General features: G+C 53.8%; 25 protein-coding genes. 10 read left to right on the top strand and 15 right to left on the bottom strand.

All coding sequences use genetic code 11. The features are described 5' to 3' along the window. Positions 1–4: 4 nt before the first annotated feature. The 9 genes from traV to MCM46_16150 all read right to left on the bottom strand — a co-directional run bounded on the left by traV (position 5) and on the right by MCM46_16150 (position 7,102). Entirely contained in the window at positions 5–478 is a 474-nt protein-coding gene (gene traV, locus MCM46_16190; protein MCG3113355.1) for a type IV conjugative transfer system lipoprotein TraV, read from the bottom strand. Further along, the gene (locus MCM46_16185; protein MCG3113354.1) at positions 466–1,656 is read right to left on the bottom strand and encodes a TraB/VirB10 family protein; all 1,191 of its coding nucleotides are present in this window, start codon (positions 1,654–1,656) and stop codon (positions 466–468) included. Before MCM46_16185 ends, traV begins: the two co-directional genes overlap by 13 nt. Beyond that, on the bottom strand, positions 1,656–2,462 hold the full coding sequence (locus MCM46_16180; GenBank protein MCG3113353.1) for a type-F conjugative transfer system secretin TraK: 807 nt from the start codon (positions 2,460–2,462) through the stop codon (positions 1,656–1,658). Before MCM46_16180 ends, MCM46_16185 begins: the two co-directional genes overlap by 1 nt. A gap of 4 nt (positions 2,463–2,466) precedes the next feature. Beyond that, entirely contained in the window at positions 2,467–3,018 is a 552-nt protein-coding gene (locus tag MCM46_16175) for a type IV conjugative transfer system protein TraE (GenBank protein ID MCG3113352.1), read from the bottom strand. A gap of 9 nt (positions 3,019–3,027) precedes the next feature. Beyond that, positions 3,028–3,297, bottom strand: a complete 270-nt coding sequence (gene traL / locus MCM46_16170) for a type IV conjugative transfer system protein TraL (GenBank protein ID MCG3113351.1) — start codon at positions 3,295–3,297, stop codon at positions 3,028–3,030. 63 nt (positions 3,298–3,360) lie between these two features. Continuing rightward, entirely contained in the window at positions 3,361–3,693 is a 333-nt protein-coding gene (locus tag MCM46_16165; GenBank protein MCG3113350.1) for a hypothetical protein, read from the bottom strand. Between the two features lie 56 nt (positions 3,694–3,749). Next, the gene (locus tag MCM46_16160) at positions 3,750–4,469 is read right to left on the bottom strand and encodes a DsbC family protein (protein ID MCG3113349.1); all 720 of its coding nucleotides are present in this window, start codon (positions 4,467–4,469) and stop codon (positions 3,750–3,752) included. Further along, the gene (locus tag MCM46_16155; GenBank protein MCG3113348.1) at positions 4,459–5,016 is read right to left on the bottom strand and encodes an OmpA family protein; all 558 of its coding nucleotides are present in this window, start codon (positions 5,014–5,016) and stop codon (positions 4,459–4,461) included. Before MCM46_16155 ends, MCM46_16160 begins: the two co-directional genes overlap by 11 nt. Positions 5,017–5,935: 919 nt before the next feature. After that, positions 5,936–7,102, bottom strand: coding sequence for an MFS transporter (locus tag MCM46_16150; protein ID MCG3113347.1), 1,167 nt, complete (start codon positions 7,100–7,102; stop codon positions 5,936–5,938). 628 nt (positions 7,103–7,730) lie between these two features. Between MCM46_16150 and MCM46_16145 the strand changes: the two genes are divergently transcribed. From MCM46_16145 to MCM46_16125, 5 genes are all read left to right on the top strand, one after another. Then, positions 7,731–7,988: a helix-turn-helix domain-containing protein gene (locus MCM46_16145; protein ID MCG3113346.1), complete on the top strand. Its 258-nt coding sequence runs from the start codon at positions 7,731–7,733 to the stop codon at positions 7,986–7,988. 85 nt (positions 7,989–8,073) lie between these two features. Further along, positions 8,074–8,340, top strand: a complete 267-nt coding sequence (locus tag MCM46_16140) for a hypothetical protein (protein ID MCG3113345.1) — start codon at positions 8,074–8,076, stop codon at positions 8,338–8,340. 145 nt (positions 8,341–8,485) lie between these two features. Beyond that, entirely contained in the window at positions 8,486–9,676 is a 1,191-nt protein-coding gene (locus MCM46_16135; protein MCG3113344.1) for a hypothetical protein, read from the top strand. 11 nt (positions 9,677–9,687) lie between these two features. Then, the gene (locus MCM46_16130) at positions 9,688–9,963 is read left to right on the top strand and encodes a hypothetical protein (GenBank protein MCG3113343.1); all 276 of its coding nucleotides are present in this window, start codon (positions 9,688–9,690) and stop codon (positions 9,961–9,963) included. Between the two features lie 112 nt (positions 9,964–10,075). Beyond that, on the top strand, positions 10,076–11,500 hold the full coding sequence (locus MCM46_16125; protein ID MCG3113342.1) for a sigma-54 dependent transcriptional regulator: 1,425 nt from the start codon (positions 10,076–10,078) through the stop codon (positions 11,498–11,500). Positions 11,501–11,637: 137 nt separating this feature from the next. Here the strand turns inward: MCM46_16125 and MCM46_16120 are convergent, their stop codons facing one another. From MCM46_16120 to MCM46_16105, 4 genes are read right to left on the bottom strand one after another with little or no spacing between them, the layout of a single operon-like run. Next, positions 11,638–13,065, bottom strand: a complete 1,428-nt coding sequence (locus MCM46_16120; protein MCG3113341.1) for a sigma-54 dependent transcriptional regulator — start codon at positions 13,063–13,065, stop codon at positions 11,638–11,640. Next, a complete protein-coding gene (locus tag MCM46_16115) occupies positions 13,037–16,399 on the bottom strand; it encodes an ATP-binding protein (protein MCG3113340.1) in 3,363 nt (1,120 codons plus the stop codon). Before MCM46_16115 ends, MCM46_16120 begins: the two co-directional genes overlap by 29 nt. A gap of 48 nt (positions 16,400–16,447) precedes the next feature. Further along, on the bottom strand, positions 16,448–17,623 hold the full coding sequence (locus MCM46_16110; GenBank protein MCG3113339.1) for a glycosyltransferase family 2 protein: 1,176 nt from the start codon (positions 17,621–17,623) through the stop codon (positions 16,448–16,450). A 47-nt stretch (positions 17,624–17,670) separates the two neighbouring features. Further along, positions 17,671–18,912, bottom strand: coding sequence for a TonB-dependent receptor (locus MCM46_16105; protein ID MCG3113338.1), 1,242 nt, complete (start codon positions 18,910–18,912; stop codon positions 17,671–17,673). 431 nt (positions 18,913–19,343) lie between these two features. Between MCM46_16105 and MCM46_16100 the strand changes: the two genes are divergently transcribed. Together MCM46_16100 and MCM46_16095 are read left to right on the top strand one after the other, a co-directional pair. Continuing rightward, complete coding sequence (locus MCM46_16100; protein ID MCG3113337.1) at positions 19,344–19,682, top strand: hypothetical protein; 339 nt, start codon at positions 19,344–19,346, stop codon at positions 19,680–19,682. A gap of 13 nt (positions 19,683–19,695) precedes the next feature. Beyond that, positions 19,696–19,971 (top strand): hypothetical protein, encoded by a 276-nt coding sequence (locus MCM46_16095; protein MCG3113336.1) that lies wholly within the window; start codon positions 19,696–19,698, stop codon positions 19,969–19,971. Between the two features lie 20 nt (positions 19,972–19,991). Here MCM46_16095 and MCM46_16090 read toward each other — a convergent pair whose 3' ends face one another. Both MCM46_16090 and MCM46_16085 read right to left on the bottom strand, forming a co-directional pair. Further along, positions 19,992–20,264 (bottom strand): LuxR C-terminal-related transcriptional regulator, encoded by a 273-nt coding sequence (locus MCM46_16090; GenBank protein ID MCG3113335.1) that lies wholly within the window; start codon positions 20,262–20,264, stop codon positions 19,992–19,994. Positions 20,265–20,279: 15 nt separating this feature from the next. Further along, the gene (locus MCM46_16085) at positions 20,280–20,558 is read right to left on the bottom strand and encodes an HU family DNA-binding protein (GenBank protein MCG3113334.1); all 279 of its coding nucleotides are present in this window, start codon (positions 20,556–20,558) and stop codon (positions 20,280–20,282) included. A 218-nt stretch (positions 20,559–20,776) separates the two neighbouring features. On the opposite strand from MCM46_16085, the gene MCM46_16080 reads away from it, so the two are divergent. The 3 genes from MCM46_16080 to MCM46_16070 all read left to right on the top strand — a co-directional run bounded on the left by MCM46_16080 (position 20,777) and on the right by MCM46_16070 (position 23,074). After that, positions 20,777–21,118 (top strand): hypothetical protein, encoded by a 342-nt coding sequence (locus MCM46_16080; GenBank protein ID MCG3113333.1) that lies wholly within the window; start codon positions 20,777–20,779, stop codon positions 21,116–21,118. A gap of 209 nt (positions 21,119–21,327) precedes the next feature. Continuing rightward, positions 21,328–21,702: a hypothetical protein gene (locus MCM46_16075; GenBank protein ID MCG3113332.1), complete on the top strand. Its 375-nt coding sequence runs from the start codon at positions 21,328–21,330 to the stop codon at positions 21,700–21,702. 118 nt (positions 21,703–21,820) lie between these two features. Next, entirely contained in the window at positions 21,821–23,074 is a 1,254-nt protein-coding gene (locus tag MCM46_16070; GenBank protein ID MCG3113331.1) for a TolC family protein, read from the top strand. Positions 23,075–23,099: the final 25 nt, after the last annotated feature.

The raw sequence follows: 23,099 nt of genomic DNA, 5'->3' as shown, positions 1-23,099 counted from the left end.
TCGCTTATTTCTGGAGAGGCAATGCCGTCGCCCTGGCGGCCGTTTCCTCGTTGAGCCACTGATTTCCAAGGACCCATTTCGGCTCCTCGATAATGATGTAGACATACCGGGGCATATAGAGCCGCGCTCCTTCTCCGTTGTAGGGAAGGATGAGGACCCGCATCACCTGGGGAGGGGCTATCATCGGGGTGGCCGGCTCTCGCAGCAGCCCTGTGAGCTTCTCGTACAAGGCGCTCTGGTAGCTCGCCTCGGTCAAGGAAACCCCTTTCTTTTCTTCTTTCCCTTCCTCATTCTTCAACGGTCCCCCTTCTTCCTTCCCCTTGGGGCTGATCTCCAAGGACTCCTGATAGGCGGAAGTGGGCGAGACACATTTTCCGTTAAAAGTTTTGGGACAGGTGAAATTGTCGTTGTAGGGATTGAAGACGGCGCAGCCCGACAGGAACACCATCAGTAATCCGAAGGCGCTTATTTTTCGCATGACTGCCCTCCGACGCATATTTCTTTAATGATCAGATCGACCCCTTCGGTCACCACCAGTGTGACCGTCTTTGTCGCCCCCACCTCGATGATCGGTGTGGCCTGACGCGCAAGATCGAGATAAAGCCGTTCAATCTCGTGTGAGCCGCTGGAGAGTCCTCCTCCGATCGCCGCTTTGCCTAAATCTTCCGGCTTGATCAGCTGAGTCGCCCCAAGAGGACTGACCGACGTGGTGTTTGCCGAGGCCCGGAAGGCATCCCCCGCCCCTCCGAAAAAACCGGCGAGTGCCGCTCTGGCCACGGCAGATCCCATTCGGGAGACGACATTTCCTCTCAAACCGTTCTTCCCGTCCTCATCGGCGACATATCCTTTGATCCCCTGGTCGATCACCGCCTGGCCATTTTTTGCAAGACAGGAGAGAGTCACCAGTCTTAATTCCACCCGCTCTTTCGAGAGTTTCCCGAAGCCGTGCGCGATGACAAAACAGCCTTTCAGATTCGTCTTGATCTGATTGGGGAGCACGGCGAGATCGCGGATTCGGAGCAGCACCGGCTCGGGATTCCCTTTAGCAGACTCCACCGTCTCGGCATCGAGCCCGGTCAGCAGCGTTGCCTCCATGAAGGAAGGGGGAAGGTACACTGTTTTCTTTTCTTTTTTTCTATCGGCCCCATCCTCACTCCTGGCCGCTTTGGCGTAGGGATTGGAGACCACAGCGATCTCTCCGAGAACTTCCCGGTCCGGCCCTTTGGACTCCCCCTCCCGTCCCGGGGAAGGGGGTGGGGGAATCCGGACTTCGGTCGGAGGGGGAGGCGGAGGCGAGGGAAACGCGTTTCTCTGAGCTAACGTCATTTTCGGGGGAGAGAGAATCTCCTTCCCGTTTTCCTTCTCCTCCTTTTCCTTTTTTAACGACTCGAGCTCCCGGCGCAGCTGCGTGATGCTTTCTTCCTGGCGGCGCAGTTCCTTCTGCGATTCCATTACGAGCGACTTCTCGAGCATCTTCGGCTCAAGAGAAATCTCCTTCTTCTGTTCAACAGGAGCGCTCGATTCCGCGGAGGTCCCCCGGCTCGATCGGTATCCTAAGATCGTAACGACTCCCAATGCGCCCGCGAGGAGAACCAGTATCCATTTCCGCTTTCCCTCCGAGGTCAACCCATTCCAAAACGCTTTGAGTCGATTCATCAGTTCTCCTCCCCGCGCTGCTCGACGATCAGCACACGCGCCGTCTGGCCGGAGGTCAGTATAAGACGATCCACGGTGATGGCGACCGGCCGGACCGCAAGCTCCACCTTCAGAAAATCTTTCTCGTGCAGCTCCACACGCGACCCCCTCGGTTGGACCAGGTACTCTTTGACCTGCAGGCCTTCTCCCTCAACCGAGATCGTGCGCGTGAGCGTGACCTCGATATCGCGAAAGAGATCGATCATTTTCCGGGCCGGCGTGACCGTAAAGCTCTCCGGAATCTGATCGGTATAGACCGCCCGGATCAGGGTAAGTAGCTTCTCCTCGTAAGGCATCCCCTTCATGCGCGAGAGGTTGGATTTGATCTGATCTGCGCTCCCGGCCATCAGACGCACGGTCTTAGACGGCACGCGCTTGGGGATCGCGATGATCCGGAAGACGTGCTCTCCGCAGACCACAAAGAGCTCCGCGGGGGTCGTGGCGTAGATCATCTCTCCCCCTTCTTTGACGATCTGGAATTTCAGGAAGGCGTCTTTCTTCGTGTAATGGACCGCGATCCCTTTCTCCTTGGAAAAGATCACATCCTCGATCGTGGCGCCGCAGACGATCCGGTTGGCGTCCGATGCGCTCATCTCCACGGGGGTGGCCACTTCCGGTAGAACGCTGACATCGTTCTGGGGCGGGGGGTTCCCCACCGGAGGAACCGGCTCCTGGGAGAACGCGGTCCGGGATAACCCGAATAAAAAGAAAGCGAGAAGAAGAACGCCGTAATTTTTCGCTTCAGGGCTTATTTTAAGAAGAACCATATCGTCACTCCTGTTTTTCGGAAATGCTCAACAAAGTGAACCGGCCGTCGATGATCTGATAATGGAGGAGGTACGACTTCACGGATTCATCCACCCGGGTCACCTCCACGAACTGCTTTCTCACTCCCCGCGCTTCGATAGAGGATGGGCTGATCAAGATCTGTTGAATATAAAATGCGCTGGTAATATGCGCGGTCTCGATCCGGTCGGCCAGCTCATAGAAGCTCTTCTTCGCCTCAGGATACGAGTCAGGGGCATACACGCCGAGGAGCTCCTCGAACTGGCCGCGGGCGGTCGCCTGGGTGTAGCTTGCCGCCAGCCCCAGGACATATCTCGTGTAGGCGCGGAGGGTCTCTTCGGAGGCGTGTTCCCGGGTGATTTCAAGTCTCGTGTTGAGGCCGGGCGGGATGAGGATCGTCCGCGCCGTATTCATCGCGCGGGAGAGGAGGATGGTATTCAGTAGAACGGCGCCGCCGATGATGACCACAAAAAACTTTAAGATGCGATTCTCGGCAACCTTGTTCGAGGAGCTTTGCAAGTAGGCCTCAAGTTTCATAAATCCCCTTCACTCCTGGAACCCGTCCTCGAAAAAGGTCGGATACCCTTTCACTCGGACCAGACCGATAAAATAGAAACTGTGCTTGAGAAATCCCCGTGGATAACGCTTCTTGGCCGAGGAGTAGAGATAGGGACCCCCGATGATCAGCAGCCAGAAGACGCCCCCGAACAAAAGCGCAAGCGTATAAAAGGTAAAGGCGATGACCAGTTCATCCACTTCCAGCCACAGCACCTGGAAAGGCTGGGAGAGATATTGGGGAAACCGCTTCTTTTCCATCGTTCACCTCAGTCTTGGTTATTGCCCCCTCTCCCCTGAAATGGCGGAAAGGGGGCGATCGGCTCAAATTATCGCGCCGAGGCTGGCAACCACCGTATCGGCCTTCAGAAGGACCGCCCCTCCGAGAATGGCCGGAATGGCATACAGGACCTCCGCTTGGATCGCCATGTAGGCGCCGAAAACGATCGCGGCGACTCCTCCCATGAACCCGATCGGGCCTTTCAAAATCTTGTTCACACCGACGTCGTAGACATCGTAGGCGAACGATCCGGCCACGGGAGCTACGATCGCATGCGCAAACGGGGCGATCACCAGCACAAAGAGCAGCGCCAAAAACGCCAGCTGAAAATCCCTCTGAACATCTTTTCGATTGAGTATTCCGACGAGATTCTTCATCTTTCCTCCTGTTTTTGATTCCTCCCCGCCGACCGGCGGGGAATGCGTCGTTCTGATTATGATTTCGGCTCCAGAATTTGGAGTATCTTCTCGAAATTCGCCCCGGAGACGAACTGACCATTGATCCAGAGTGACGGGGTCCCTCGGACCCCCAACTGTTGGCCGATCCTTTGATGCTCGGAAAGCAACTCCTTCACTTTCGCGTCGTCGCAGAGCTTGAAATCCTCATCGTCCAACCGGCCCGAGAGCGCTTCCGCATAGGCGCGGGACTGATCCTGGGCGCAAAGAATGTATTGCGCCTTTCTCTCCGCGTCGGGATGAATCTGCGTGATCGGAAAGAGAAAGATGTATCGGGTAACGTCCTTTCTTTTCTTGAAGAAGGCGGCCGTCTTTCTGCAGAAGGGGCAGTCGGGGTCGACGACTTCGACGACGGTGTGCTTTCCGCTCCCGATCTTGATCGCTTTCTCCAATGGAAGGTCTTTGATCCGAGCGGCCGTTGACTCCGCCTTTTTCTGTGCGGTGAGACTCACCCCCTCTTTGGTCATGATCTCTCCCACGAGCGTCAGCCCGCTTTGGGGGTGGTAATAGACGATGTTCTCCTCAAAGGCGATCTCATAGAGCCCGTCGATTTGCGTTTTTCGAATGCTCTCGATCGGAAGCTGCGCGAATTGGGCCCGGATCGACTCCTCCACCGTCCGCTCCTCCCCCGCCTCCGCTAAGAGCTGTAAGGGATTAAGAAGCGCAATGAGCATCATCAATAGAAGCCTATTTCTCATGGTTCCCTCCGTTTTTCATGACAAGAATCTCCACCCTGCGATTGAGCCGCCGGTCGGTGGACCGGGGGCAGCAACTCCCTTTCCCCACGACTTCCGCCACCACGATTCCGTGCTCCTTCAGGATCGCGGCGACCCGTTCGGCACGTTGGAGAGAGAGTCGGTCGTTCAGCTCTTTCTTTCCGAGGTCGCAGGTATGGCCGACGACTGTGATCTCTCCTCCCGACTTCTTGATCCGCTCGACGGTTTGAAGTATCTCATCCTCTTGACTCGGACGGTCCTCATTGAGTCCGAACTGGATGATAACCGGCTCTGAAATGTCTTCGGATGGATCTGCCTCGCCGTCTTCATCCCCTCCCTCTTGATGTGGAATCGGTTCTTCCTTGACTGAGGCCGGGAGGCTGAAATGGAACGGTACCGTCATCTTCAACGAGATCGCGATCTCTTTTGGTTTCACTGCCAATGCCGGACTGGGCTTGCAGTCGCAAAGCACGAAGGTCTCGACGGCCTCTATGGCGACTCCCGAATCGGATGAATACTGATAAGACATCTTGGAAATCTCAGCGGCGAAGGCAGATACTGAATGGAAAGAGAACCATACTGAAAAGAAGATCGAGGCCATCCTCCCTCGAAACATCCGGTCCCTTCCTTGCCGATACCGCATCTGTCCCCTCCAGAGCATCCCTCTCTGCTTCGAACGAGTAGAGGCGATGAGCAAGAACCATGCCTGTACCGAATCGATTTGTGGGGACGATCCAAACCATCCTCAATGATGGGAATTCTGAACCGGATTGCATACGCGCGCGACTTTTACTATCCAAATCTGCAGTGGTACCGGCGAGAGAAATATCTCTTTTTAAAAGAGGTGTCAGGAATCCTGACAGTGGCGTGAGGCAATCGATCCAGCCCACCCTTGAAGAGACTTCCTTATCGTTCCATACGTTAACGTGTCATAATAGTCTATTTTGGGATACTAATGAGGGGATGTCAGGAATCCTGACAGTGTCAGGAAGACTGACAGTGGTTCGGAGTCAATCGCCGATATGATGGTGTCGTATGCTGCGAACGGAGCCGCCGTAATGAATAATGAAAACCCTAGTCGAAGTGGTCCCGGTGGAAGGAATTTCTATTTTTAGGGGGGGGAAGGCAGGAATCCTGGTTGTGGTCCGCAATTTCCTTAGTTGTAAAAATCATGATTTCATTTTTCAGATACTTCTTCCTGAAATAAATAGTTTCGAACGTTTCAAAACACACTTTGTTTCAATCGGGATTAATCAATCCTGGGAAAGGGAAGTGGCGGTTAGAAGAGAATCGCTTTTTTTGGCCAAAGTAGCGCTCCCAATCTTCTTTGGCCGATATCTTTGAGAAGGAGGAGTTCAAATCAGAAGATCAATATTCCAAATTAAGCGACAACAGCAAGCAGCAACGTGAAAATCTGTGAATGAAATCGGCGGATTGTTAATCACCCATTAACCTTCAGTGCGATTGATCGACCCAACCAACCCGACGAGCGCAATCGCAGAAAAAACAGCACCTGCATAAAATGTGAACGACGCCCCAAACCGATCCCATAAGAGTCCGGCCAATACGCTTGCCACCAGCATTGCCAACCCGCTCATCAAATTGAAAAATCCGTAGGCCGTGCCGCGCAGATCCGCCGGCGCAGTATCAGCCACCATCGTTGCCAGTAAGCCCTGCGTCATACCCATATGCACACCCCAAAGCGCGACCCCTGCCAGCAAAACACCCCAATGATCGTCCGTGGCCAAGACCAAATCGGCTGCTATTAAAACGAAGAGGCCCAGCGCCAACAGCTTAGTATGGCTCATTCGGTCCGAGAGCTTGCCGAACGGATAAGCCGACGCCGCATAGATGAGATTCATCGCCACCATGACAAGCGGCACTAGTGCGATGGGAATCCCGCCCTGCTGAGCGCGCAAAACCAAAAATGCTTCGCTGAACCGAGCCAGCGTGAAAACCGCACCGATAGCGACGACCCACCAATACGATGCACCGAGGCGCTTCAGGTTCTCTCGGCGAATCGGATTATTGTGGGTACTCACCGGATGGTGGTGCGGTTCATGTACACCGACTGCCAACAATGTAACGGCCATTAAGCCGGGAATGACTGCAACCCAGAACACTCGCCGAAAATCGTTGGCCCACAGCATCAAACCTACGGCCAGCAGCGGACCGAGAAACGCGCCTACCGTGTCCAACGACTGGCGCAGACCGAAGGCGGCGCCCCGGACACGCGCTGGCGCGATGTCGGCGACGAGGGCATCGCGCGGCGCGCCGCGCACGCCTTTGCCGACACGGTCCATTAAACGGGCGGTGAGCACGACGCCAGCAGTGGAGGCTAAGGCAAAGAGCGGCTTGGTGAGCGCGCCCAAGGCATAGCCGAAGAGTGCGAGCCCTTTGCGCTTACCGAGATAGTCGCTCAGAGTGCCGGAGAAGACTTTTATGATGAGGGCCGTGGATTCGGCCAATCCCTCAATCAGGCCGACGGCGAAGGCCCCCGTCCCCAGCGTTGTCACCATAAAGAGGGGTAGTAGACTATGGATCATTTCCGAGGACACGTCCATCAACATGCTGACGAAGCCGAGCACCCACACGCCAGTGGGAATTTGACTCAATGTGCTTTTTACTTGAGTAGACATTTGGAAGTGAAAGTAATATTAATCATTGGCTCCGCTTGAGACTATCCCTGGATCGGCCGTCGTCCTCATTCTAGGCCTAGATCCATCTGAATTATTCTAATGATGTTAGATACTAACAAAAAATACGAGCTTTTGCTAATATCGTTTTCTTGAGGTCCAGGAGACGACTCGAACCGCCCACAGTGATGCACGAGATGCGCTGGTTTTTTCTGCGATCAGTAATTTTCCGGAAGTTTAAGGGCATTTATAGTTGTAGGTGTTATCAATCCCTCCTTATTCTGATATCGTCTTATAGATCAACATCATGATCTGTTGCCTCTTCGCGTCAGGTGTCTCCGAGTTATGATCCCGATGAGAGACGCATCAGACATCACATTCCTTCTTCGTCCTGAATCCTCTTGAATCCTCGTTCCCCCTAAGCGATTGACTATCTGTGAGCTTTTGACCACTCGAACTCCGAATTGGTATCGAATCGTCGGCTCTTCCATTTGGGCACATAAGTTGCGATAGATCAAAGCGCCAATGGATTACTTATTCGGCCCGTCCAATGGCCATAGGGGAATATCGTTCCGCAGGACGGGTGGAAGAATGTAACGGAGGTCCCATGTCTGAAGCGGAAATCGTACCGGAGGATTTGGAGCGTCTGAGACTGAAGGTCATGGATTTGGATCCGGATGAACTCTATGTGGAGAGGCAGGCAGCGCAGTTTCTCAAAGTGTCGGAAAAGACCCTTCAGTCCTGGCGCTTTACAGGAAATGGTCCGAAGTTCGTCCGGATCTCGAAGAGATGTGTCCGGTACAGGAGGCGCGATCTCACCGACTGGATCGAGCAACATCTCAAAGCCTCCACCTCGGAGAGGTGAGAAATCGATTCGATTTGATCCTCATCCAACAGGGACCATCACGCTATCCTCTGGTAAAGTGGTCGTTTTGAAAAGAGGGACTGGCATGACGAAAGTGAAATCAATGGTTGCGTGGACCGATCCCGCCGATCAGCGCTCCGGTGTACTTTGTGCAGGAGGCATCCCCCCAAAGCAGATGAGATATCATTCGTTTTTTCACTTATCCACAGTTTTGGGGGATCAGGGTTTGCCTGGTGTACTTTGTACAGGTCAGGTGGTGTACTTCATGCAGGAATGCGGATTCTCCCGGTGTACTTTGTGCAGGCCGCTGGTGTACTTCATGCAGGAAGCGGAATTCCAAGGCATTGAATAAACAGATGGTAATGGCATTTTTGGTGAGCGGAGCGTTTTATTTAAGCGTTTAACGGTTTTAAATATTAAGCGTTAACGCTTTTTAAGGCGGGCCAAACGGTATTTTGAACTTCATCAAACCCGAGACAGACCGCGAGACAATTCTGGTGGATCACAAGGCGGGTGGGAACGGAAAAAACTTGGGGGCCCCCCTGATTTCCGGTCTCATCGACAATCAGGATCTCCTCCCGGTCGAGTTGAACATTGCAAAGTTCTCCTCGTTTATCTTCACCCCCTCCCATGCGCGGAATGGCGTCCTTGCCCGGGTGAAGACGTGGGTGATCGACATCAAGGGGAAGAAGGCCTTGGCCAAGATTCTGGTCGAACCGGTCGATCGGCAGATCCTGAACACCTTCGACTATCGGACCTACCTGACCCTTCAAAAGCTCTGGTGGGAGCGCCCCCGAGATCTAGTGGAAGGGTGGACCGCCATCAGCTTGAGGGAACTGGCCCGTACCATGAAGCTGGGATGGGGGAAGAAACAGTTGTCGCTTCTGAAACGGTCGCTTCGATCCCTGCGGAAGGTCCCGATCACCTGGCAATACTCCTTCTTCGATAAGGACGCCGGCCGCCACCATTTCTTTGAGGAGCCGATTAACCTCCTCTCCCGACTGAGAATTTATGAGTCACGGAATTTTCAATCCAGAAACGAGGGTTACGAGGGGGTGAGCTATTTCCGCTTCAATGAGCAGATCGAGAAGAACCTGTTGCGGCAACATACAAAACCGATTCTGGTCGATGTCGTGATGGAGATTCGTGGAGAGATCGCCCTCTCCCTCTACTCCTTTCTCGATGTGGTGATGGCCGATAAGTTTACCTGGCAGCGCCGCTCCGCTCTACTCTTAGAAGAAGATCTCTCCGTTCGCGGAAAATACATCTGGCCCTCCGAGCGGCTCCGATTGATCCGGCGCGCGATCGAGGAGCTTGAGGGGAAGCCGGTCTCGACCGGGATACTCCAACTGGCGATGGCCAGGACAAAGGACGGAAAAGATTACAAGCTGATCGTGAAGAAAAGACCGACAATAGCCCTCCCCATCGAAGGTGTTGATCCGAAACAGCTCGATCTGGTCGAACAGATCCTCGATTTCACGAATGACCGGCACAGCCGTCCTTACTACGAGAAAGCGGTGTGTCGTTTACCGGAGGCGCTCATTTATTGCGCCCTCTCCGAGACCAAGGATGCGGACCGTCGCGGCCAGATCCGGACCTCCCGGGCCCGCTTCTTTACCAGCGTGCTCAAACGGCTGGCCCGGGAGCGAGAGCTGCCGCTGAACACACATAGCGCATTTTCAAATTGAGGAGGACGCTAATGGAATCCTGGGAAAATAAACCGGTATGGAAAGAACCGACATGGGAGCCGCTTGAGCGAATCATCGGAAGGCAAAACCTTCCTGCGTTCATGTATATGGGAGAGGCGCAAAGGGGAGAAAAGAGGATCGTCTTGTATAAGCATATCGGAACAAGATCCTATTTGAACCTGGATGAGGAGGGAGGGGCATACCGCTATACGACCAGCGGCTATGTCCCCATTCCTCTCGACCAAGCTTTGGCTCATGCCTATGGAATGCCTGCGTTGCCGGGCTGATTTGAGGTCTGTTTTCGATCAGTTTGTTGGAAGAAGGTTTAGCTTCATCAAATTGTCCCCTCAAAAATGAGCATTTGAATAGTGAAACCGGCGCGCCATGGATAAGGTGATCATGATCCTTGATGAGGATCCGGCTTTCTGCAAGATATATCAAAAAATATTAGGACAGGCGGGTTATCACGTCATGGTGGCATCGGGGCGAAAAAGCGGCCTGAGTCTTTTAACGAGAAAGAATCCCCAGGCGGTTTTTACAGAGATCAAACTCAACGGCAGCTCTGACGAGGGGATCTGTTTCATAGAAGAGGCCCTGCTGGAGCGACCCAATTTAACCATTATCGTCGTCAGCAGCGAGGATAACGCGAAAATAATCAATAAAGCCTTGGATCGAGGCGCCGCAGACTACCTCGTCAAGCCCTCTCCCGACCGGATCGAATCTCCTATGCAAAAAATAATAGAAAAAATGGAGGATGAGATTCGTCTTAAGACAAGCGTGGAAAAGGACGGAGGCTTGGCTATCGGGCCCGGCCGTATGATCATCGGCAAATCGCAGAGCATGTGGCGTGTCTATAAACTCATTCAAAAGGTTGCCGATGATCGCTCCTCGACGCTCATCCTGGGGGAGAGCGGCGCCGGCAAAGAGCTCATCGCCCAAGCCATTCATGCCCGGAAAGAGGAACAGACCCCTTTTGTCTCGATTGATTGCGGATGTATTCCGAAGACGCTCCTGGAGAGCGAATTGTTTGGCGTTCGAGAGAATTATCCCGGCATGCACAACAAAGAGAGGCTGGTCGGAAAACTGGAAGTCGCCGGCGCCGGCACGCTTCTGCTGGATGAGATCGGAAACATGAACGTGGATCTGCAAGCCTCTTTATTACGGGTCCTTCAGGAAAGGGAGTTCAGGCCGCTGGGCCGCGAGAAGCCGGTTCCACTTCGGGCGCAAGTCGTCGCTTCCACAAACGTAGATATGGACTCTGCAATCGATGAGGGTCGTTTTCGAAATGACCTGTATTATCGACTGAATGCGGTTAAGATCGTTCTTCCTCCGCTCCATCAGCGGAAAGAAGATATTCCATTGCTCGTGCGATACTATTTGGACCGGCATGAAAAACAATCTGGCCGAAAGGTAGAGGTTCTGCCGCAAGCAATGGATAGACTCACAGAATATCACTGGCCGGGGAATATCCGGGAGCTTTTCCATACCCTTCAACGAGCCCTGACCCTCTATCCATCACGGTATTTGGCATCGGGGTATTTTGACCTGCCTTCAAGTGCTCTCGAGGGACGGGGGGTAGATGCAACAGCCCCGGACGATCTCTCATTAGAAGATCTCCATCGACAAGTAAATGGCTACGAAAAGGAGGTCCTCTTAAAGACGCTTGAAGGGTCGGGATGGAACCAGACGAAGGCGGCTGAGAAACTCAAGCTCACCAGGACAAACCTGATCTGGAAGATGAAGAAATACGGTCTGCGGAAAAAGACTGACGGCAAACCGCAGCCGAACGAACAGAATAGGTACGCAGGTTCAATAGATGGCTAAAATGTATGCGGCAGAACTCGATTGTCAAAATGAGGCAAGAGCAATCGTTTCAAGTGTTCGTAAACCAAAAGCCAGAATATTGAAGATTACGGGGAGTCGTTCTTCAATATCTGAAAAATGAATCAGGACTTTACAATTCATTCCATCTCCCCCGATTTGGTGAGATCGTGCCTGCCGAGCAGTCGGATCAAGTGAGTTCTGTTGAGGCCCAGGAGCCTGGCGGCCTCGGATTGGTTCCCGTCGGCCAGTTCCAGTGCCGAGCGCAACAACGTCTTCCGATACTCCCGGACCATTTTCTTGTAGTTGCCAACCGTCACCGGATGAAATGATTCCGCGTCGTCTTTAGTTGTGTCCCCTGCCGCCTCTGGTTGTTGCGTCTTACTGCCCGTGAGGGAAAGGTCGATATGCTTCGGCGCCAGATACTGCGACTGACAGGCCATCAGCGCCCGCTGGAGGGTCTTGGCCAGTTCTCGAACATTTCCCGGCCAATCATAGGCCATCAGTTTATCCAGCGCCTGCGGGAGGATCTCGACCGCTCTCCCGGTTTGAGACCGGAGTTGATCCAGGAGGTGGCGGACCAACAGCGGGACATCTTCCAGACGATCCCGCAAGGGGGGCAGTACAATCCGGACTTCATTCATACGGTAGTAAAGATCTTCCCGGAACCTTCCCGATTGAATCGCGGTCTTGAAATCGATATTGGTCGAGGAAATGACCTGCGCACGGAGAGGAAGCTCCTCGCCGCCGAGCGGCCTGAACTTCCTCTCCTCCAGCACCCTCAGTAGCTTGGCCTGAAGTCCGATACTCATGTTTCCGATTTCATCCAGGAGAAACGTTCCCTCCTTTGCCGCTTCCATTTTTCCGATCAGTGGCTCTCTGTTATGGAATCCCGGGTAATGGGCCTTCACCCCGAAAAGCTCGCTTTCCAAAACCGTTTCAGGAACCGATCCGCAATCGATCGAGATAAACGGCGCGTTGGATCCTTTCCGGGCGTGAATGGCCTGCGCGACGAGTTCCTTTCCGGTGCCGCTCTCCCCCAGAATCAACACGGTAGAGCGGCTCCATGCGACCTTTTCGATCAGCGCGTAGACCTGATACATCTTGGGAGATTTTCCGACGATCACCCTGCCGGGACCGAAGGCAAATCCGTTGTGAAGGTCGATCTGGGTCTGAATCAGCTTTTCCAGGCGCATTCTCTTCAGGGCCTGGCTAATCCTGAAAGGAAGGAGTTCATAGAGAGAATGATCTTTGACAATATAGTCGACCGCCCCGAGTTCGATCGCCTTGTTGATCATCGCGCTGTCGCTCTGGGCGCTGATGATAATGATCGAAAGATCGGTCCGGTCCTGCAACGCGCCGGAAATGAAGCCCAAGCCTCCCTGCGGCGTCCCGTCGAACGTCAGATCGAGAAGCACCAGATCGGGGGTTCTTTCTCGGAGGGCGCGCAACCCGGCCGACGGCTCCCTAGCGACCTCTATCGCGTAGCCGCTCGTTCCAAGGGCGTTGCGGTAGAGTTTGACATAGCTCGGATCGTCCTCAACGATCAGGATTCGGCCCTTCTCCACGCTCGATGACCTCTTTTTGATGACTGGTTTGCATCCGGCCGACCAGTGGGAGCCTCACGATCGCGGTCGTCCCTCTTCCCGGCGCGGACTCCAGAGACAATTCGCCGCCATGATTGTTTTCGATCACCCTTTTTGCCGTCCAGAGGCCAAGGCCGGTCCCGTGGACTTTCGTCGTGATGAAAGGCTTAAAGAGACTGCTCCGGACACTGTCGGAGATCCCGGTCCCGGAGTCGCGAATGTCAATCTCCACGCTTCCCGGCCCCGCCGAACGAAGGATCACTTCCAGTGTTCCTTCGTTCGGCATCGCATCGAATGCGTTTGCAATGAGGTTCGCGATCGCCATCCTGAGTTGGAGCGGGTCCCCTTCCACACAGGGAAGATTTTCGCCGTATCGCCTGACGATCCGATAGTTTGCGGTATCTCTTTCTTCGGTGCGCTCTGTAATACAGGCTTCGACCACCTCGGCCAGGTCAACCCTGATCATTTTCGGCGGATCGATATGGGCCCTCCGGAGGCCGTGTAGGATTCCGGCAATGGCCTGCGCCGCTTCATTAATTTGGGAAAGCCCCTCTTGCGCCTTCTCGTGATTGGCCCGAGCCATTTCGGCTCCGACGATCTTGATATAGTTCTGAATCAGACCCAGCGGATTCTTGATCGCGTGGACCAGGGTTCCGGATGAGCTGGCGATCAATTCCATCTCGATCAGGCGGGACCTCGCCAGTTCGAGGTCATTTCGGATGCGGTTTATCCGCAGCAGCATCGCGACGCGCAACGACAGCTCCTTGAGGTTGCAGGGCTTCGAGGCATAATCGTCCGCGCCCAACTGGAACCCGAATGCCATCTCTCCCAGGTTATCGCGCGCCGTCACCATGATGATTGGGATCGATGCCGAATCGAGGTTTTCCTTCAGCATCCGGCAGAGCTGCGGTCCGCTGAGATTCGGCATGACCATATCGGTGATGATCAGATTCGGGCCCTCCTCACGAACCCGCTGGAGCGCCTCCCTTCCGTTTGAAGCGGTTATAACGCGGTATCCATTGGCTTCGAAGAAGGATTGAAGAACATCCCGATCAATCTCAGAATCGTCCACGACCAGGAGCGTTTCACCATTGCCCATCACCGCCCTGGGGAGAGACCCATTTATCCCATTCGTTATTCTCGTCGGCTTATCGATCGGATCGACCGTCCCAACCGTCCTTCCGGAGGACAGTGCCGAATCGGGTTGAAGCGCTTCGGCATGATTTTCCGGAAGGAAAATCGAGATCCGGGTCCCTTGACCGACCTCGCTTTCCACATCGATCCGACCCCGATGGGCCTCGACAATCTCTTTCGTCAACGCGAGTCCGAGGCCACTCCCTTCAATGCCGCTCACCTGACCCCCTCTCCGGTACCTTGCGAAGAGGCCCCGGGTCTCCTCCTGATTCATCCCCTGACCGGTATCCTCGACAAAGACCCGGACCCCTTCGTCGGCCCTCGTACAAGAGACCAGGATCATGCCGTGGTCCGTGTATTTGATCGCATTCGAGAGAAGATTCGTCACGCATTGACGAATCCGGGACTTGTCCCCTTTCACCATCGGAAGAGGCTTGTCCATCTGAACCGCCAACTCCAGTCCCTTCGATGCGATCGCGCCCGCGGCCAGGTCCACGGCGAGACGGACGACGCTCCCTACATCGACCTCTCGGAAATCATACGTCATCACCCCCATTTCGATCTTGCTCAGATCCAGCAAATGATCGACAAGATCTTTCATATCCACAGCCGTCAGTCTGATGCCTTCGATCAGGCGCCGCTGACTTTCCAGCGCCGCGGCCCCGTGGTTTGCCAGGATTCCCTCGGCGATGCCGGCCATTCCGAGGAGGGGCCCACGCAGTTCATGGGCAACATCGGAGAGGAATTCGGTCTTCTGGCGGTCAAGCTTCCGGACTTGCTCCAGAAGCAGGGAATTTGAGAAGGCGATCGTCGACGCCGCGCCGATCCGCGACAGAAAGTCGGTCTCCCTCTGAGAAAATCTTTTCATGTTGCGCTTTCTCCCTAGGGCGATGGCGCCGAGAAGTTCCCCCTTCTGGATCAGAGGAAGACAGAGCGCAAACTGATGCTTTTTCAGCCATGCCCCCACTGGATCCTCTTTCTCCGCTGGACGCGCGAACCGGGAGGGCGCGATCTGAATGATCGATCCGCCTTGGAGCCGCTCCCGTACGAATAGCGGGATCGCCCCGATCTCCTCCATCGGTCCATATCCTTCGGCCACAAGGCGTGGGGATTCGCTCCGGGAATCGAAGAGCATCGCCGCCGCCGACTGCACGGAGAGCACTTTCCCCACCTTCTCCAGGACTTTCTGCGCCATCGGCGAGAGCGCCTGAAGGACTGCCAATTCGCCGACGACCTGATCGAGTGTTTTTTGGAGGTCGTACTTGCGCCGATCGAAGAGTTGATCGACAACAGGCTGCGCGGCGTACAGATACAGAGCCGCGCCGAAGCTGATTCCTCCGATCCACGCCCCCCATGCCCAGGTCGGATATTCGGCCAGCAGGGGCCTCAACCAGGTCGCCCCCCAGATCAGGGCGACGAGGGGAACCGACGAGACGATCAACCAGCTCGCCGTTTTGTGGATAACGGTCTCGATATCGAACGCGCGATGGCGGATCACGAGATGGATAAAGATCCCCATCGTGAGCAGGCTGCCACCGGCATTCAGAAAGACAAACCATTTCTCCGAAGCCCCTCCCTCGTGAATCTGAATCAGCAGCCAAATGCTGATCCAGAAGAGGGCCCCCCGGACCCCAACCCACCGGGCGAGGGTCCTGACGATTCGTTTGTCGAGAGAAGGAATTTCCTCGGAGCGACAGATCCGGTATTGGAAAGCGATGATCAACAGAACGAAAAGCTGACCTGCAAGAACGTAGAGATCAAAAAGCAGAGAGAACGCCGACTTGAAAAAGAGCTCCGAATAGGTTCGAACGACAAGCATATCGGAGTACAACGGCGCGGACAGAGAAATTCCGGAGATCACAAAACCCAACGAGGAAAAAGGAAGGATCGTCCTCCGGAATTTCGCGTAAGCCTGCGGAAGGACGGCGGCCACGATCACGGAGAGGGATACGATCAAACCGATCAATCCTTGAAAAAGATTCAGCCAGGGAACGGGCGGCGCCCCTGAATCCAGATCCCGCTCGATCAGCAGCAAGACAACCAGATAGCCGGACGTGAGAAAACTGCCGAGGGAAAGGGCGGCCTGCGGACCGTTTGGACGGCGGTTCTTGAAAATAAGAACCGCCGTGGAGAAGGAGACCACGGCCGCGAATGCGATAAATCCGTACTTCAGCCCTACCATGATAGACACCTTGATTTTTAATGACTGATCTCTTTCGAAGCAAATCGCTCAGATTTTCCCCTTTTTGCGTAATTCAGCCAGCGGATAGAGGCAATCGCGCCACATGATTCCACCCCGTTTTTTGGCCATGTAAATAGAACGTATTACGCAATAGAAGATCGACGCTGCATTGACCGGAACGGACAGAGCCGCCGTCATCGGAACGCCTGTGAGCCGTCCCATGTACCCGAAGATAGCGAGCTGCGCCACAATGGCCGCGGCAAAAGAAATCACTTGGAATCCTGACGCGAAAAATATCCCGAGATACGGCACAAAAAACGCAATAAAGGCGCCACCCGACGCAAGAAATGCGGTGGTGAGGCTGTAATTAAAAGCCGTAAAAAGATTCTTCTCCAGTGCCCGGGCCGCCTCCGGGACAGTCCGGTACCAGGGGACGGCGATCATGCCGTTCCCGAAGAGCAACATCTGCCTGAAGTGGTTCAGCTTAACCAGCTTCCCGAGCTTCAGGTCATCACCCGTACAGAGGGCGATCCCCTGATGTCCTCCGATCTGCCGATAGACCGATGTCTTCACGAGATTAAAGGCTCCGATGCCGGCCGTTGCGTTACTTTTCGGGGAGCGAATCTTGTGCGGACGGAAATAAAGGAGGAGACTTGCCGCAAAGATGCTCAGCAACCCTCTCGACGCCCAGGTGCCCCCTTTAGATTCCGGTGTACAGGTGATGTGATCCAGACCGTGGGTTTGTGAAAAGACGATCGCCTTCCGAATGGCCTTCGGATGAAACGTCACATCAGCATCGGTGAAAAGGATCCACTCCGATTTCGTTTCGAAGGCGCCAAGGTTCAGGGCATGCGTCTTTCCGAGCCACCCCTCCGGCAACTCCGTGACATGGTGGACCTTCAGAGAGGGATAACGGCTTCCAAGGTCCGCCAAAATATCGGCCGTTTTGTCGGTGGACCGATCGTTGATCACGACGACATTTAGATTCGGATAATCGCTCTCGAACCAGGATCGCACAGCCCCTTCGATCGATCGCTCTTCGTTCCGTGCAGCAGCCACCACGGTGACCCGCGGCCACGGGCCCGACCCCTCTGAATCAGCCGGGCACGGAAGCGCATCCGGCTGATTCCGCAGATAGGGAATCGCGGACCGGATGCGCCAAAGGAGGATCAGCGCGTAAGACCAGATGCCGACGACTACTGCGGCCAGGATTGTCCACACCATGACACGCTCCGTTTCTTCCACCCGTGATGATAATCGCGAAGGCAACGTCAGAATGAATAGGTGACTGAAACTCCGCCTCCGATGGTCTGGGATTGGTATGTTCCCCGGTGTTCCGGCATTCGCGGCAAGGAATTGTTGACCTTGCGCGGCGCACCATAGTTATATGCTAAAAAGCCGTCGAGATTCCAGCTTCCCTTTTTATATCCATAACCGACCGTGAAGATATGGTTATCCACATCCGGCAGGATCGGGCTCATTCCTTCATCTCTGGACGCGCTCGGGTCGAAGGCGTACCCCGCCCACAATTGGGAAGTGTCGCTGATCCGGTACAAAGTACCGACACGATAGGTCCATGTACTTTTCAGACGATACGGAATCGACGTGTCCCGGACCACTGCGGTCGTTCGCTCGAATTCGATTTTCTGTTCTTCCAATTCATTCCAATCGACCCACTGGACGTCCACCTCCGCGACCCAGTCAGGATTAAACCGCCAGGCTGCGCCGACCACGGCGGACTGTGGAACCTTCAAGCTTGTGTCCACACCCCCGTTCGGGAACAGTGGGCTCAGCGGAGCGGGCACGGAGTAGGTCGCCTGACCGTCATATGAGATTTTCATCGGCGTGGTATAGACCGCCCCGATGCCGAATCTGGGCCCGAAAACATGATGAACACCCAAGATACCGTACGCCCCATATCCGTCCGCGGTCAGGCGAGCGGACCCTTCGCCCGGGAAGGTGAAAGGGGCCAGGTCGATCTGATTCCCCAGCTCAATCGTGGAGCGCGCCACCCCTATGCTTAAACCGACTGAGGTCTGATCGGAAATCCTTGCGCCGGCTGAAACAGCGAAATTGATCTGTTTAAATTCCGAGGAAGTCACCAGGAAACGACCTTCCCAACTCCTCGGATAGTCGATCCGATTGCCCATGGAGGAATATAGACCCGCTCCCAGACTGATCTTGTTGCTGATCTGCTGGGAATAGAAGGCGTAGGGAACCAGCGGTGTCGATGACAGTTCGATGTTCTCTCCACTCAGGTCGCTGTCAAATCGGAGAACCGATCGCCCGGCCGAGGCGCCGATCTCCGCATGCGTCCCGTCGAGTACCTCCAGCCGACTTGGATTATAGAACACAGCGGCGGGGGTGTCGACCGTAGCCACCACCGCGTTTCCCTGAGCCTGTTCCTTTGCGCCATGATCGTAGATGGCAAACCCCGAAGCCATCGCCTGATCAGAAAAAGAAAGTGCGGCCGCGATCACCAAAACCCACCGAAACATTATTAACTTGATCATCTGAATGCCCTCCCCTGGAATATCCCTCCTTATGACTATTAGCAATGACCGTACCGGTCAGGGCGAAAGAACTTCCGGACTCTCAGTTAAGGCGTGTATATGAGAGTAAGCATATGAATCTGTTTATGTTTTATTTCATTACGAAAGACTTGGCGGGGAATTTCTAATCAGGATATGGCGTCATAATCAATACCATTCAGCCGTATCCAAAGATCCAAATAGTATCCAAAGTGCGACACCCACTGTCGCAGTTCCGCGACACAATGATCGATTCCAGAAGGCATGTTATAAGATTTTCTAAAACCGGAAGGGGAACAACTTGTTGCAGCAGATCGATCTTTTTAATTGCATATCATAAATCGGAACAGTAGAATACCTTCGATTTTTATTCCAGAACAGATTCTCTGCGTTTCAAATTCAAGGATTAATGTGTGCTCACTGACCACGTACACGAGCCAATAAGGGATGAGAAAGACCGTCCGCTCAACGCGGATGAAACCCTTCTGCTCTTTTTCGAGCAGCGCGCTTACCAACTCATCATGGCAGTCAGGGAGAATTACGGGAGGACAGGCGGGTCGATAGACCGTTACTATCAGCAGGCATTGATCTATTTAGAGGGAATCGGTTGGATGGTTCGATATGGCCAACTCGACCCCAGGATGAAGAAGCAGGCGGAAATGGATATGGAAGCTTTCCTCAAAATTTTTTCTGAAATCGGTTCGATAACTGCACAAGAAAAAAACGACCGTCGCTTTTTGGAATTCGAATGAGGTGAGGTAACTTATGGCTTCTTCAAAACAACAAGTTTTTGTCGGATTAATCGTGGTCCAGATAGTTGTCATTTTTCTTCTGGTCTATAAGGCCATCTCTCTTCGAAACGAAACCCTTTCCGCTCGAACCGCTGCCAATTATTATCAGAAAGCCTATGAAGAGATCGCTGAAAGGAAAGACCCCGTACTTCAGTCCTTGCTCGCCGAGCGAGAGAGACTTACCCAGGAATACACAGCCACCCGCGAGATCGCGCACGAATACGGAGTCAAACCAGCCGATTCATTTTGATGCCAAATGGATCGGTCCCCTCATTCGTCTTCAATGGGTGCGATTCCCTTTGCGATTGCGTAGCGGATCATTTCCGAGATATTTCGAAAGGCAAGCTTGTTCATGATGTTGAAGCGGTGGGTTTCCACCGTCTTTACCTTAACACCCAGCTCTTTGGCGATTTCCTTATTCTTGTAACCGAGCGCAGCAAGCCGCAACACCTCCTTCTCGCGTTCGGTGATGCTTCTTTCTACGACCGGTCCTCGATCAATCTTTTTATCGCTTCTGGTGGCTCTTTTCAATACCGACGGCATAGTTGTCCCCCCGGCTTATAATCCTTTCTTGAGTGACGGCGCGGCTTTAAACTTCACCGATTTGCTTGCCTTGATTTTGATCGGCTGCCCGGTCTGAGGATTTCTGCCTTTGCGCGCGGCACGGGCCTTCACGGTAAAGGTTCCGAAGCCCGGAAAGGAGAACCGACCCGCCTTCTTCACCCCTTTCGTGATCGCCGCAAAGGTATCATCCACAATCGCCACGACGGCCTTTCGGGTGAGACCACTGCCCGCATGGGCTTTCGCAATCACATCGATAAGATCTGTTTTATTCATACAACCCACCTGAAAGAGATTGGTAAAACAGTACGGAATTTTAGCGAGTCGGCCACCGAAAGTCAAAAGAAAACGCTAAGGATTCTTAACTGAAGGGAGAATTGTCCCTCCTCTTCAGTTCAATCAAAAACCAGGGAGACTCGATTCGTAGTTTCCGGGGGGAAAGAAATCCTCCAGAAAAACTATGAGAAACTGCAATAGGAGAGGACAGCAGCAAGGTGAAGCATCCTCTATGTGAACTGCCGATTGAGCCGATCTACTTTTCCTTTCTTCTGGATCGCCTGGACAATCTCATTGGTGAATTCAGAAATGTTAAATGGCTTCGTCAGATAACCGCACGCACCGAGCCGAACCAACTCAATCGCGTTTTTGATCGTCCCATATCCAGTCATGATCAAGACCTCAATTTGGGAATCATCGGTTTGATTGCCCGCAGGACAGCCAGTCCATCCATTCCCGGCATTCTCAGATCAAGCGCACCGCATCGATTTTCTTTTTTGGATGATTTGCAGGGCCTGCAGACCCTCTTCCGCCATCCTCGATGCGGTAATGCGGTGTGAGGATCATCTTGAGTGATTCCCGAGAACCCCTTTCGTCATCAACAATTAAAATCGTATGCTTGACTTCCATTCCGCCTACCTATTGATCCTTTATATACCCGATGTGGATTGATCTTCTATCGATCCCCGCTCTGGACAAGGTGATGGTCATCAATCCCTTGACATAAACCAATCGAATCTGTATTCTCTTGTAGACATTGGGAGAGTTTATGTTTTCGAGTAGAAAAATAAAGTTGTTGATTCTCGTTATCCTCGGGTTCTCCTTTCTGACCCTCTCATTGGCCAGCGCTTGCATGATTCCGGATTGGGCGCCGAAGGCCGATGACTGCTGCGTCTTACCATGCAAAACGGTTTCTTCACCGGAGCTGGCCAAGAGTTACTGCGATCTATCTAATCAACAGCGCTCGCTGCACTCCGGGCCCCAACTCCCCGCGCCGGCAGTTCTTGTGGAAGATGGGCTTGCCCTGATCGCCCACTCGCTCAAAGCCCCTCCTCCCGTTTTCTTATCCCGATTTGAATTGGATCATTCCATACAACAGCCCCAAGAGGATCTCTTTATCCTCCACCGTACCCTTCTGCTTTAAATCAATCCCCTACAAAAACGAATCGTAAGTAATCGCCTGCTCGTCTGAAAATCAGAGCGGTGATTGCTCACCTCTACATTTACTCAACTCATATTTAAATAAGCTGGAGTGGTCTACGATGAAACGACTTCTCTTGTCCTTCATTTTTCTCATTGGCACGGTTGGGGCGCCGATCGGCGCTTTTGGCGCCAAAGAGGAATCTTTTGAAACGCTGAGCTTGGAGGAGGTTCTTCAACAAGTTGCCGAAAGGAACCCGGAAATTTCAGCCGCAAGGAGACAGGTGGACGCGGCGGAAGAGCGAATTCCACAGGCCCGCGCCTTCGACGATCCCCAGGTCGGCCTGATGCAGTGGTCGATTCCATCGAACTTTAATGTCTTTGATCCGAATGAAACCTGGTATATCGTCTCTCAAAACGTCCCCTTTTTTGGGAAAAGGGAGCTTCGAGGCAGGTTCGCGAAGCTGGAAAGCGCGATGGCTCGTGAAGATTTTCATGGCGTGGAGAAAAGAATCATTGCCCAGGCCCAGCAGGCCTATTATGATCTCTTTTTCGCGCATAAGGCTTTAGAGATTCATCATGAGCAGGTGGAGCTGGCCCGACGATTCTCTCAAATCGCCCGGGAGAAATTTGCTGTTGGAGAAGTCGGTCAACAGGATGTGATCCGCGCCCAGGTGGAGTTGCTTGATCTCTCGAATGCGTTGATTACCTTGGAGCAAGAGCGGGAGACCGCCATGGCACGCCTCAACGCCCTCTTGAATCGCCCCGCCCAATCTCCGCTCGGCGTGCCACAGACACCCACGGTTCCATTCTTCGAGCTTCCATTGGAGACGCTGCAAAAGGCAGCGGAGGAGGAGCGGCCCGAAAATCGAATGCAGGCCCTGGCGATTCGGCGCGGCGCCGAGGCGGTGAAGCTGGCCAAACGGGACCTCTTTCCGGATTTTATGACAGAGATTGCTTATTGGGATGTCCACGACGGCCCCAACCGATGGATGGCGACGATTCGAATCAATCTCCCCTGGTTCAATAAGAAAAAGTATGAGGCCCGGGTTCGGGAAAACGAGGCGGAGCGAATGCGTGCCCAGTCCGCCTATCAAGCGGCGATCAATGAAACGCAGTTTCGGGTCAAAGATCTTTTTGTCCGGTTTCAGACAAACAGGCGGCTGGTCAAACTCTATGAAGACGGCATTCTACCGCTGGCCGAGCAATCGCTGGAGGCGGCGACCGTCGGATATCAGACGAGAAAGAATGATTTCTTAACGCTGGTTGAGGCGCAGCAAACTCTACGGGAAATCGAGCTCACTTATTTTCGGTTCCTGACGGATGTGAACAAAAACCTGGCCGAGCTGGAAGAGGTGGTTGGAAGCGCGTTTTAATAAAAATGATAAAGGAGGATATCCA

The organism is Candidatus Manganitrophus morganii, assembly GCA_021651055.1.
Taxonomy (GTDB): domain Bacteria; phylum Nitrospirota; class Nitrospiria; order SBBL01; family Manganitrophaceae; genus Manganitrophus; species Manganitrophus morganii.
Note: the sequence above shows the minus strand (reverse complement) of the source record. Positions and strands in the feature narration are given on the sequence as shown.